Raw genomic sequence first — 12,440 nt, 5'->3', positions numbered from 1 at the left:
GGGAGGAAATGTTGCGAACCCTAATCGAAAATCTGAACTTCATTTTCACCGTCGATGCCGACGATACTGTTTTACGCAAAGCTAGCGTTGTCTTGGACAATGATCGGATCGCCGACATCGGTGGGGCAGATGAGATCGCCGGGCGCCACGTCCGGGAGTCATTCGATGAGGTGATCGACGGCGCGATGATGGGCATGTGCCCGGGCTTTATCGACAGCCACGTCCACCTGTCCGAAACGCTGTCGCGCGCCGTGTTCCCCGACAATCTAAACACCCGCGCATGGGTGTTTCACTGGGCCAAGCCGTTCTACGCGCATGTGACCGATGAGGACGAGTATTGGGGTGCCCTTCTCGGGATCACCGAAATGCTGCGCTGTGGCACCACATGCTTTCTCGACATGGGCTCGCAGTATGATCCCGGCATCGTCATAAAGGCCATGGAACCCACCGGCATCCGGGGCATTACGGGGCGCCACGCGGCCGACAATCGCCCTGCCGAATTGCCAAAGGGCTGGACCGAGGAAATGGCCGACCACCATTTCTTTCCCGACGCGCAGACGGCGCTTGAAGAACTCGAGAAGTGCGTCGTCAAATATAACGGCGCCCTCGACGGGCGGGCGCGCTGCTGGGTTAACATCGAAGGTAAGGAACCGTGCTCGCTGGAGCTTCACGTGGGCGCGGTCGAGTTGGCCGAGCGTCTGGGCGTCGGCACCACCTACCACCTGGCGACCTCGATCGAAGAAGCCAAAGTGTGTGAAGGCAAGTACGGCGTGTGGCCTATCACCCGCATCGACAATGCGGGCGGCATTCGCAAGAACCTCGTGATCGCGCACGGTGCTGCCGTCACCGATGAAGAGGTCAAACTTCTCGCCGAACGTGGAGCAGCGGTGGCATTTTGTCCCTGCTCTTCTTTCAAATTGGGCAAGGGGGCGACCGCCATCGGAAAGTATCCCGAAATGGTCGCAGCGGGGGTCAAGGTCGGCCTCGGAACCGATGGCGTCTCGGCGGCCGGCAACATGAACCTAATGCGCCAGATGCTTCTGGTTGCGGGGATGTTCAAGGACGCCCGGGTTCAACCCGACATCTTCACCGCCCGACAGGCACTGCGTGCCGCAACGATCGAGGGCGCCAGGGCCCTCATGTGGGACGATGAAATCGGCTCGCTTGAGATCGGCAAGAAGGCCGACTTCATCCTGTTCGACCTCGACCACGTCGAATGGACACCGTTCCACGATCCGCTGCAGGCGCTTGTTTATTCCGCCTCTACCGCATCGGTGTGTCAGACATGGGTCAATGGCCGCAAGGTGTACGGTGACGGCCAAGTCTATGGCGTGGACGAGAAAAAAATCCGCAGCAAGGCTCGTGAACTGGCGGCAGAGGCGGTGATCCGCGCCGGCCTGCACAAAGACGACGTTGATACAACCACAACGCTTTACGACGAAGGAAATTGAAACCGCCGCCGGGTCAGCGCGATGGCCCGGCGACACATTCCGCTGCCGGGGAGAGACCGGCCAACAATGTCGGCGCCGACGGAGCAACCCCCCAGGAATCTCTCAGGCAAAGCTGACCAGGCAGCGAAAACATCTGGAGAGAGGCAGAGTGGATCGTTGCTATCCGCCTGCCCACCGAAGGGGAAACCGTGGTCATGGCCCACGGAAAGCTCTCAGGTAACAGCGACAGATTGGGGACCATCGGCGCGGCGAAAATCGTGGCGCTATCAAAGATCCAATTATGGGAACCACCATGCCCCAACTCGCTGTTATCGGCGCCGGCATCACCGGCATCACGACCGCTTATGCGCTCATGGAGCGCGGCCATTCCGTCACGGTTTTCGACCGAAACCGCTACGCGGCCATGGAAACCTCTTTCGCAAATGGCGGCCAGCTCTCGGCCAGCAATGCCGAAGTCTGGAACCATTGGTCCACGCTCCTCAAGGGCATGAAATGGATGCTGCAGCGCGACGCGCCCCTTCTGCTCAACCCTTCGCCATCGTGGCATAAATACTCATGGCTGGCCGAGTTCATGAGCAATATCGGCCGCTACCGAGAAAATACCGTCGAGACCACCCGGCTTGCCATTGCCGCGCGCAGCCACCTTTTTGAAATTGCCGAAAACGAGAACATCGCATTCGATCTCGAACGCCGCGGCATACTTCACCTCTATTGGGACAAGCCGAGCTTTGACCACGCCAAGAAAGTGAACGCGCTGCTCGCCCAGGGGGGACTGGACAGGCGTGCGATTTCGCCTGAGGACGTTCGGACAATCGAACCCACGGTTCGTGGCGACATCTATGCCGGCTTCTTTACCCCTTCAGATTCCACCGGCGATATCCACAAGTTCACCTCCGGGCTTGCAAATGCCTGCGAAAAAAAGGGTGTGCGGTTTGCATTCGACGCCCAGGTAACGCGACTTCGCACGGAAAACGGGCGCCATATAATTGAGTGGCAGGGATCGGAAGATCACGCACCATCAGTACGAAAGGAAGGGTTCGACGGCATTATCATTTGTGCCGGCTGCGGCAGTCGCGCCCTCGCAGCCATGGTGGGAGACCGGGTGAACGTCTATCCGGTAAAGGGGTATTCGATCACGGTTCATCTCGATGACGAGCAAAGCCAGAACGCAGCGCCCTGGGTGAGCCTTCTTGACGATAAGGCCAAAATCGTCACCTCGCGTCTGGGCAAGGACCGGTTTCGCGTGGCGGGAACGGCCGAGTTCAACGGCGTCAACCGCGATATCCGCAGCGAACGGATCGAACCACTTGTAGCCTGGACCCGCACGCTGTTTCCGGGAACCAGTACGCGCCGCGTGGTCCCTTGGGCCGGCCTTCGCCCCATGATGCCATCCATGCTGCCGCGTGTAGGCAAAGGCCGTCTACCGGGCATTTATTACAATACCGGTCACGGCCATCTTGGCTGGACGTTGTCGGCCGCAACCGCTGATATGATCGCTGAATGCGTGGACAGTGACGGTGTCGGCAGCCTGAAGCTTGCCGGGTAATCGAGGTCAGCGCTGCTTGACAATATAAATTGTGATCATAAGGTGTGATCTCACATTTTGACGCTTCGTATGGTTCGCCGCGAATTGACGTCGTACCTACAGGGTCTTGAGGAGGAAGCAATGAAGGTAGCAGTGCTGGGAGGAGGCGCGGGAGGCGCCGCAGCGGTTGCCGAACTGACACAGGCCGGACACGCTGTCTCGTACTGGGCCAGATCGGAATCGACGCTGGCGCCTTTCCTGGAGTTGGGCGGCATCGCATATAATGGCGTGCTGGGTTCGGGTGTCGCTCGCCCACAAACGATATCCTCCGATCTCGGCGCCGTGGTAAAGGACTGCGAGGTGGCGCTCGTAACTCTTCCCACGTTTTCGCACGCGTCTATGGCGAAAGCGCTCGCCGAAGCAGGCTGGCCGTCGGACAGGCTGGTTGTTCTCAATCCTGGGCACACCGGCGGGGCGCTGGAATTTGCCCACGCATTCGAGACAGCAGGCCGCACCGCGCCACCGGTCGTCGAATTCTCAACACTCACCTACGTTGCCCGCAAGCTGAAACCCGATGAAGTGACGGTGACCGGTCGTGCCGGCCAGGTTCGCGCTGCAGTCCTGGGGGGCGATGACAGTCATCTTACAACCGCAACCCTGCTCTTTCCCGGCGCCAGCCCGGTTAGCGACGTTCTGGCATCCGATCTTTGTAATGTTAACATGGTCCTCCACACGCCCGGCGCTGTCCTCGGCGTGGCCTGGGTAGAGGCGACCGCGGGCGACTTCACATTCTATGTGGACGCGATGACCGATGGTGTCGCGCGCGTCATGGAGCGGCTCGATCACGAGAGACTGAACGTTGCGGCGGCTTTCGGTCATAAACTGCCTAATCTGATTGAAGAAATGAAGCTGATCGGAACTGTGGAAGCCGATGTCGCCGACACTTCCGACTATCGCAGCGCAATAGCGGGCGGTGTCGCAAACGCCAAGATCAAGGCACCCGATTCACTCCAGCATCGCTATTATCGCGAAGATTTCGGGCATGGCCTTCTGCCCTTCCGCGAACTCGCGCAAATCGCTGGAGTGGCTGTGCCGGTGGCAGACGCGCTCTACGCGCTAGCAGAGGCCGCCGTCGGCATCGACTACCACACCGGCGGACGCACCGCCGATGCGATGGGCATTGCCGGCCTGTCAAAAGACGCACTGATAAGAAAAGTGAGCGCACGATGAGCTGGAACGATCTTACTATCGCAGTCGTGGCAGGGGATGCCCGCGAACAGGAAATTGCCCGCTGCGCCGTTCGCGCCGGAGCCAGGGTCCGTGCTTTCGGCTTTCCGTGGCCGGAAAAGGGTATCGAAGGCGTTTATCATGCATCCGACGCCGCTGATGCACTCAAAGGTGCCGATATCGCGCTGTTTCCCATTCCCGGTATCGCGCCGGACGGCGGATTGTTCGCGCCGTCCAATCCGGACCGGATCATTCCCTCGCATGAAATGCTGGCGGGTATGAACAAGGGCGCAAATATCATTCTGGGCTGGGCTGACGACAACCTCAAGTCCCACTGCGACGCCCTCGGCATTTCGCTCCATGAATATGAGTGGGACGTCGACCTAATGCTCCTTCGTGGCCCGGCGATTGTAGAAGGTGTCCTCAAGGTCCTGATCGAGAACACCCAGATCACCGTTCACAGGGCAAACGTCTGTCTTGTCGGCCAGGGCACTATAGGCTCTCTCCTGACCCATACGCTTGTCGGCCTTGGCGCCCGCGTGAGTGTGGCTGCCCGCAATCCGGTGCAGCGCGCCGCCGCCTATGCCGCCGGCGCAGAGGCCTACACGCTCGAAGAACTGCCCGAGATCTTGCCGCGAATGGACATCGTGATCGGAAGCGTACCCCGTCAACTCATTGGCGAAGACCTGCTCAAGACCATGAGGTCCGACGTCCTTCTCGTCGACGTCGCGGCCCCTCCGGGCACGATCGACCGCGACAAGGCCGGCGAAATGGGGATCAAGGCTGTTTGGGCGCGCGGCATGGGTGCGCGCGCGCCGATCACCGTCGGGAAAAGCCAGTGGACCGGCATCGAACGGCGCATCAAGGACATCATGGAGAAACAGAAATGAAGGCCGATCTCGTTATCAAGAATGCCCGGGTCATACGCCATGATGGAGAGTTCTTTGGCGGAGTTGCCATAAAGGACCAGAAGGTCATCGCCACCGGCGCCAACGACGTCCTGCCCGAGGCGGCACGGACGATCGATGCGGCGGGGCGCGTGTTGATGCCGGGGCTGATCGATCCACATTGCCATCTGGGCGTGAAATTTCCCTTCGATGAAGACATGCGCACCGAAACGGCTGCCGCAGCGTCCGGAGGCGTGACCACCGCCCTGCTCTATATCCGCAATCTCAAGGAATCCTACCTGCCCTTTTACGATGAACGAAAAGCCATTGGCGAAGCAAACTCGGTCATCGATTTTGGGTTTCATTTCGGCATTCAGCGCGAAGAGCACATCGCTGAAATCCCCAAAATCATCGAGCATACAGGGGTAAAATCCTTCAAATGCTATTTCGGATACGAGCCCGACAATCCGATCGGCATCGTGCCGGCGACCGACGGGTGGGTCTATGCGGCAATGCGAATTCTCGCTCAAGTGCCGGGCGGCGTGATCAATGTTCACTGCGAAAACACCCAGATCGCATCCTGGATCAAGAAGGAAATTGCGGCAACGGGCCGCCAGGATCTGGGTGCCTACACCGAGTCCCGACCTGCCTTTTGCGAGGTGGAGACCATTCGCCGAATGATTTTTCTGGCGGAAAAGACCGGATGTTCGCTCCATCTTGTCCATACCTCGGTGGGAATGGGCCCCATTCTCGCCGCAGAGGCGCGGGCACGCGGCGTTCAAGTGACGGTCGAGACCTGTCCGCACTATCTGACCCGCACGTGCTACGACGAAGATCTCGACATGAAGGCCAAGATATCCCCGCCCCTGCGCGACCGCACGGAACTCGAGGGGCTTTGGGACGGCATGCTCAACGGCTCGGTCTATTCGCTGGGAACCGATCACGTTCCGTTCCTGCCCAAAAAGGGTGAGGATCTGTGGACAGAATTTCCCGGCGTGGTCAGCTTCCCCTGGGAACTTTCACTCATGCTGCATTTCGGCGTTCATCAGCGCGGCCTGCCGCTTTCAAGACTGGTCGAGGTCAATTCGTACAATCCTGCGCGCCGCTTCGGCCTCTGGCCGCGCAAGGGCGACATCGAGGTCGGCTTCGACGCCGATCTGGTGCTTGTCGATCTCGACGAAGAGCGTGAGGTCGTGCACACGGGCAAAGGCACCTGCATCTATGAAGGCTGGAAACTCAAAGGCTGGCCGGTGCTCACTGTGGCGCGCGGCGACGTGGTCTACGAGAATGGCCAAGTGTCCGATGAGCATTATGGTCGCGGCCGTTGTGTGACGGTACCCGCATGATGATCAGGCAAGCGGACAGCACTGATCTGCCGCTAGCCGGACGAACGCCTATTCTGGGTGAGCGCCCGCCGCTGTCCACGCTTGTGCGTTCACTGCAATCGCGTCCAGACCTAATGCAGGAGCAGCTTTCGGGCATCCACAACCCCTGGGGATCTGCGGCCAACTTTACCGATCCGTGGCGCTTCCTGGAAGCTTGCGAATCATCGGAGTTGATCGAACGCGCCCGCAGCATCCTCGGCAACGACATCATCTTGTGGGATAGCGAACTCTATCTGCGTGGAGCCGACTATATTTCAGTCTCTCCACGCGATGCCGAGGGCCGCTACTGGCCAGCGGTCCAACTGCAGGGAGCGATAGTGGTTCTCGCCATATCCGAGACCATCGAGATACTGGCCTGCGTAGACCATGCCGAAATCGTGTCTGCCCTGGAAACGCTCACGCTTGACCGCACCCCGATACTCGTCGTCCGACTCATGTCGGCAAGATGCCACTTCATCCGAGACCCTGCCTTCCCGGCAAATCGTATCTGCATGCAGGAACAGGTTCTCATCAATTACACCAACCGCCCACTCTGGCTGATCTCCGGCGAAAACCGGGGCGACAGCGATCTGGTCACCGGATTCGCTCCGCCTGTCCCCACCTGGGCAAGAAATGCCAGCAGCCAAGCCCAAAAAGAGGAGAACTGAGATGCCATTCGTGATTGTCGAATTCTGGGAGGGGCGCACTGTTGATCAGAAGCGCAACCTCGTCAAAGCCATAACCAAGGCCATGGTCGAAGAGGCTGCCTGCAAACCCGAGCACCTGCACGTGGTCATCCACGATACGCCCAAGGACAGTTGGGGCCGCGCAGGTGTACTGGGGATCGATATGGAGGAAAACAAGAAATGAGCCTGGACCAACTCGACGTTCGGAAGTCGGCGCTGCTCGTGATCGATCTACAGAACGCATTCATCCATGAAGAAGGCACGCTCGGCGTATCCGGGATCGATACCAAACGTCTGTCGACCATTGTCTCACCGCTCCACAAGCTGATTACGCGCTGCCAGAATGCCGGAGTGCCGGTTATTTGGACCAAACAGGAGCATTTTGCCACCGATCACAATCGGGCGCGCAAGAAACTTGCCGGTCACACCTCCAAACGCAAGCAGGTTTCCGCACTGGCAGGGTCATGGGACGAAGAGTTCGTAGATGAACTCAAGCCCCTCTCGGAGGTCAATCCCGAATTCGTCATTCGCAAGCACCGCTTCGGCGCGTTCTATGAGACTCGGCTGGAGATGATGCTGAAGATGTTGGGCGTCCAGCACCTTTTCGTCACCGGGGCTACAACAAATGCGTGTGTTGAGACATCGATCCGCGAAGCCTATCTGCGCGATTATGACGTTATTGCCGTCGACGACTGCATATCGGGTGTAAATGGCGAATGGGAAGAAACCGCCAAGAAGGTCTGGGCGCAGTATCTTTGTGAGATGTCCGATTCAAGCGCCATGATCGAGTGGATCGACAGCCAGACCGAGCCGCGCGTGCTTGAATATGGCCACCAGCTCATTTTGGTCGATAACATCGACACATCTGTGAAATTTTATACTGAACAGCTCGGCTTCACGATCCGTCCGGCCAAGCCTCTGGCGGACGGCCGGGCGTTTACAGCATTTCATCAGGGCATTGCCCTAACACAAGGGCGCGAAGGTGGTCATCGGCAACTCGATCATATCGCCTTCGAGGTCAATGACGTGCGCGCCATGTCGGCCAAACTCAAATCTGCCGGTGTGAAATTCTTTAACGAGCTGCACAACGGTCCATATGGATTGACGATCTACATCGCGGACCCTGACGGCACGAAGGTGGAACTCTACCAAGTCGGAGCAACCGCGGACTGATACCTGCCTAGAGCGTTTCAGGTCTTGATCGAACCGGCACAGAGCGGCGCGTTTTGAAAGATCGCGCTAGTTTCCGAGAACGAGTCCCGGAACGACATTGGTGGCTATGGCCGATATCTGCCCCATGCCCGCCTGTCGCCCCCGGGATTCATTCCCGGGGTCCAGACCGGACCCGCCGCAATCAGGGGAGTCTCGACGATTCCGTCAGAACCTGAAACGATCCAGATATGACCATACGGCCGGGGCGCGTCTCGGGCCGCTTTCATCTGTGCTCGAATGGGCCGTCGAGTTCTCGATAGGAAGGCAATGCCGCGTTTATGGCTCGCCCATCACGCATGACAATCCGATCGGGCTCGCGTCGGGCAAGCACTTCGGTAAAATCGCGCCCTTCAAAGATCGTGAAATCTGCCCGCTGGCCGACAGCGATCTTGCCCGCATCGATCCCCAGCATAGACGCCGGTTTCACGGTGACAGCGTCGACCCAAGCGCTAACCGGGCTGTCCAGATGGAGCGCTCGAACGCCCAGTCCCAACGTTTCGAGCATATCGAGATCGCCGAAGGGGTGGAATGGATCACGGATATTGTCCGAACCGAGCGCCACATCGATACCGCGCGCTCTGGCCTCCTTGAATGCGGTGACGCCCCTCCAGCGCGGGGTTGTGCCGTCGAACCGCCGATCCTGCAAATACAGATTGCACGCAGGCAGGCAGATCAACCCGATCCCGGCCTCTGCAACCAATTCGAGCGTCCGGTCGCGTTCGAGCGCATCCTGCAATGCCAGCGAACAGCAATGGCCGGCCACGACTTTGCCTTTCATGCCGTGACGAAGACAGGCAGCTGCGATCCGAGACAATGTATCAGAGGCCGCATCGCTGGTTTCATCGGCATGGAAATCGAGCGACAGGCCATAACGGTCCGCAGCCCGAAACATCGTATCGAGCAGTGCGTCAAGATCAGGCAGCGGAAAGGTCACTGCGCCCAACGATCCCCCTGCCCGCGCCACTCGCCGGGCGACCATATCGATGAACGCGGCATCACGCGCAAAGACAATCGAGAACAGGCTGGAGCCGTGCAGTGCGAGCCTGTCACGCCAGTGATCGCGCAGGTGCTCGAAAACGTCCCAAGATATCTCGAACTGATCGGGCTGTGAATCGATATGGGTCCGCAGCGCAGCCGTGCCATAGTGATGGGCGCAGGCCAGACCGAAGGCCATACGCGTGCTGACGTCTTCACGCGACCAATTGTCCACGCGGTCTTTTGAGACCAGGTCGATGGCAGTTTCCAGCGTGCCATCGCCAGCACCGGCCCGCCCGATTAGGTGACCTTTGTCGAGATGGGTGTGTGGATCGACAAAGCCTGGCAAACATAGACGATCGGCAAGGTCGATCCGTGGCCAATCAATCGGGGTTTCTGGCGCAGATCCAATGAAGGCGAACTTTCCGCCCGAAATGCCGATATCGCCCGGCGACAGCCGGCCCTCGATTACCAGCGTTGCATTTGCCAAAACGACATTACCCTCAGGCGCCAGACCGGCGAGTTGACGGTTTAGGCCGGCATTGGAGACGGGAAATGGCAAACTGGTACCGCTGGGCTTTTCAGTCGAAATCATAGCGCCTTTGCCCTGTGACAACTTGGTATATACTCGCCAGCCAAACGGAGGGCTGCAAAGCTGCGACAAAGGACTTGTCGCTGCCGGCTTTTTATGATCACATACTGAGATCACAAATCGGCGCAAGTCAAGGTTAAACGCCTCTTTCTCTCCTGAACGAAACGGGACATTGCGGATGCAGAACGCCAAGGCCATTTCGACACCTGACCTCGACCAGCCCCCCCAGAAAAAGGGCGAGCGCAGGCAGGTTCACGAACACGTGCTGTCGCGTATGCGCAGGGGGTTGATGGTCGGCGCATTCCTTCCCGGTCAAGTCTTGAGCCTGCGCAAGCTTGCTGCCGGGTTGGGCACTAGCCCCATGCCCGTGCGCGAGGTGTTGAGCCGCCTGATCGCTGCCGGTGCGCTCGAGGAAACAGCCAACGGTTCGGTTGCGCCCCCAAGGCTCGGCCCCGACAAGCTTGAGGACCTGTTTTCGGTCCGCGAAGTCCTCGAAGGCATGGCCGCGGAAATGGCGGCGCGAAAGGCGACGCCAGCACTGATCGAGGAACTAACGGCGATCAATACAAAGCTCTTGGTGGCTATCGAAAAGCGCGACATCTCTGGCTGCCTCTCGTTCAACCAGGAATTCCACTTCACACTGTATCGCGGCTGCGGATCGGACGTCATTCTGCCTCTGATCGAAGCACTTTGGCTTCAGTTCGGCCCAACCATGTACATGTCGCTGCTGGTTCCCTCCATGCCGTGGAATGCTGCCGATCATGGGGCGATCCTCGATGCACTGAAAAAGGGGGAACACGCAGCGGTCAAACGCGGCATCGTCCACGACATCCGCACCACCAAACGCGCGCTGCTCACCGTTCTGGGCGAAAACGGGATGGCCGATCTGCCGTTCGCCGCACGTTCCGATCTGTTCGGCGACTTTTAGGAGATCCTTATGACAGGAAAGATCGAAAGCCGGCTTGCGGACCTTGGCATTACCTTGCCGGCCACATCCGCCCCACTCGCCAATTATGTCCCTACCCGGGTGCTCGGTACGAGCCTTTATGTATCGGGCCAGGTGCCCGCGCGTGACGGCAAGGATGTCTATACCGGCAAGCTAGGTGCGGATTATTCGATCGAAGAGGGCCAGGATGCCGCGCGAATCTGCGCCATCAACATCCTCGCCCATCTGCGCGACGCGGTGGGCGGCGACCTGGACCGCGTGGTCAATGTCGTCCGGCTCGGCGGATTCATCAACGCCGTGCCCGAATTCACCGATCATCCCAAGGTCCTCAATGGCGCCTCGGACCTGATGGTCGAGGTGTTCGGCGATGCGGGCCGCCATGCCCGGGCCGCCGTCGGCGTTTATTCGCTTCCGCGCAATGTCCCCGTCGAGGTCGACGCGATCTTCGAGATTGCGTGACGTGACTGACGGCCCGGACGCCCCAATACCGGTCTACGTTCTCACGGGCTTTCTGGGCAGCGGCAAAACTACGCTGCTCGCGAAGTTTCTGGCGCGGCCCGAATTCGCCGACACCGCAGTTCTAATCAACGAGTTCGGCGAGGTGGGGCTCGATCATCTAATCGCGCGCGAAGTCAGCGAGGATGTGGTGCTGCTCGATTCCGGGTGCCTTTGCTGCAGCGCGGGGGACGATCTTGCCTCGACCCTGCTCGAACTTTATCACCTGCGCCATCATGCCGATGCGCCGGCCTTTAACCGGGTGGTCATCGAAACCAGCGGACTGGCCGATCCGGGCCCGGTACTGACATTGGTCATGACCGACCGGCGCCTAAACACGATCTTTGAAGCCGGGCCCGTGCTGACAGTGATCGATGCGATCAATGGGGCAGAAAACATCACGCGCTTCCCGGAAGCAGAGCACCAATTGGGCCTGGCCGATACCGTCGTCATCTCCAAGACCGACCTCGTGCCGCCCGACCTGGTCACCATGTTGGAGCAGCAGATCAGGACGATCAACGCCCAGGCAGTACTGATCGACTCCGAGACCACGCACGACCCCTTCAGGTTCTCCAACGAGCCACGCGCGCTGCTCGATGCGCCTGTCTCTCATGGGCATGACGAGCATCTGCATCACGACCACAGCGGCGACATCGGCTCGTTCGTGGTTCAGATTGAAGATGATGTCGATTGGCCCCGGTTCGTGACATGGCTCGAATTGCTGCTATCGGCACGCGGTAAATCAATTCTACGGGTGAAGGGTTTGCTGGCAGTGCGCGGGGACCATCGTCCCCTGGTGCTCCAGGCCGTGCAGACCATGGTTTATCCGCCGCAGTTTCTGCCACGATGGCCCGTGGATGTTCGTGCCTCCCAAATCGTCTTCATCGCCCGCGATCTGACGGCGGCCGCAATCGAAACGTCATTGCGCAAGCACGTGCTTGCCTGACACATATCCAGCGCCGGCCCAAACAAAAAAGGGAGCCTTGGGGCTCCCTTTTGCGATTGCGTATGGCGCATGTTTCAGTGGTGCATCGACTTGACGATAGCCTCGGTCACTTTCTTGGCGTCGCCGAACAGCAT

Annotated in this window: 12 protein-coding genes and 1 riboswitch; of the genes, 11 read left to right on the top strand and 1 reads right to left on the bottom strand. The window is 59.3% G+C overall.

Annotated features, from left to right (window positions below; translation table 11 throughout):
• Nucleotides 1–8: 8 nt before the first annotated feature.
• The 8 genes from DQG18_RS10745 (at nt 9) to DQG18_RS10710 (ending at nt 8,313) form a co-directional block, all read left to right on the top strand.
• The gene (locus DQG18_RS10745) at nt 9–1,451 is read left to right on the top strand and encodes an amidohydrolase family protein (RefSeq protein WP_245958441.1); all 1,443 of its coding nucleotides are present in this window, start codon (nt 9–11) and stop codon (nt 1,449–1,451) included.
• Nucleotides 1,452–1,488: 37 nt separating this feature from the next.
• A riboswitch (glycine riboswitch) is annotated at nt 1,489–1,580 on the top strand.
• A 163-nt stretch (nt 1,581–1,743) separates the two neighbouring features.
• Entirely contained in the window at nt 1,744–2,997 is a 1,254-nt protein-coding gene (locus DQG18_RS10740) for a D-amino acid dehydrogenase (RefSeq protein WP_116654448.1), read from the top strand.
• Between the two features lie 120 nt (nt 2,998–3,117).
• Complete coding sequence (locus DQG18_RS10735) at nt 3,118–4,206, top strand: NAD/NADP octopine/nopaline dehydrogenase family protein (RefSeq protein WP_116654272.1); 1,089 nt, start codon at nt 3,118–3,120, stop codon at nt 4,204–4,206.
• Nucleotides 4,203–5,093, top strand: a complete 891-nt coding sequence (locus DQG18_RS10730; protein WP_116654271.1) for a dipicolinate synthase subunit DpsA — start codon at nt 4,203–4,205, stop codon at nt 5,091–5,093. The genes DQG18_RS10735 and DQG18_RS10730 overlap by 4 nt, the downstream gene beginning before the upstream one ends.
• Nucleotides 5,090–6,436 carry a dihydroorotase gene (locus tag DQG18_RS10725; protein ID WP_116654270.1) on the top strand — a complete coding sequence of 449 codons (1,347 nt, stop codon included), beginning with the start codon at nt 5,090–5,092 and terminating at the stop codon, nt 6,434–6,436. The genes DQG18_RS10730 and DQG18_RS10725 overlap by 4 nt, the downstream gene beginning before the upstream one ends.
• Nucleotides 6,433–7,122, top strand: coding sequence for a resolvase (locus DQG18_RS10720; RefSeq protein ID WP_157970105.1), 690 nt, complete (start codon nt 6,433–6,435; stop codon nt 7,120–7,122). Before DQG18_RS10725 ends, DQG18_RS10720 begins: the two co-directional genes overlap by 4 nt.
• Before the next feature lies 1 nt (nt 7,123).
• Nucleotides 7,124–7,324: a 2-hydroxymuconate tautomerase gene (locus tag DQG18_RS10715; protein WP_116654268.1), complete on the top strand. Its 201-nt coding sequence runs from the start codon at nt 7,124–7,126 to the stop codon at nt 7,322–7,324.
• Nucleotides 7,321–8,313 carry an isochorismatase family protein gene (locus DQG18_RS10710; RefSeq protein ID WP_116654267.1) on the top strand — a complete coding sequence of 331 codons (993 nt, stop codon included), beginning with the start codon at nt 7,321–7,323 and terminating at the stop codon, nt 8,311–8,313. The genes DQG18_RS10715 and DQG18_RS10710 overlap by 4 nt, the downstream gene beginning before the upstream one ends.
• A gap of 262 nt (nt 8,314–8,575) precedes the next feature.
• On the opposite strand, the gene DQG18_RS10705 is transcribed toward DQG18_RS10710, so the two are convergent.
• Nucleotides 8,576–9,922: a cytosine deaminase gene (locus DQG18_RS10705; protein ID WP_116654266.1), complete on the bottom strand. Its 1,347-nt coding sequence runs from the start codon at nt 9,920–9,922 to the stop codon at nt 8,576–8,578.
• A gap of 175 nt (nt 9,923–10,097) precedes the next feature.
• Between DQG18_RS10705 and DQG18_RS10700 the strand changes: the two genes are divergently transcribed.
• From DQG18_RS10700 to DQG18_RS10690, 3 genes are read left to right on the top strand one after another with little or no spacing between them, the layout of a single operon-like run.
• The gene (locus DQG18_RS10700; RefSeq protein ID WP_116654265.1) at nt 10,098–10,847 is read left to right on the top strand and encodes a GntR family transcriptional regulator; all 750 of its coding nucleotides are present in this window, start codon (nt 10,098–10,100) and stop codon (nt 10,845–10,847) included.
• A gap of 9 nt (nt 10,848–10,856) precedes the next feature.
• Nucleotides 10,857–11,324: a RidA family protein gene (locus tag DQG18_RS10695; RefSeq protein WP_116654264.1), complete on the top strand. Its 468-nt coding sequence runs from the start codon at nt 10,857–10,859 to the stop codon at nt 11,322–11,324.
• A gap of 1 nt (nt 11,325) precedes the next feature.
• On the top strand, nt 11,326–12,306 hold the full coding sequence (locus tag DQG18_RS10690; protein WP_245958440.1) for a CobW family GTP-binding protein: 981 nt from the start codon (nt 11,326–11,328) through the stop codon (nt 12,304–12,306).
• Nucleotides 12,307–12,440: the final 134 nt, after the last annotated feature.

It is taken from the genome of Pelagibacterium sediminicola, assembly GCF_003390885.1.
Classification (GTDB): domain Bacteria; phylum Pseudomonadota; class Alphaproteobacteria; order Rhizobiales; family Devosiaceae; genus Pelagibacterium; species Pelagibacterium sediminicola.
Note: the sequence above shows the minus strand (reverse complement) of the source record. Positions and strands in the feature narration are given on the sequence as shown.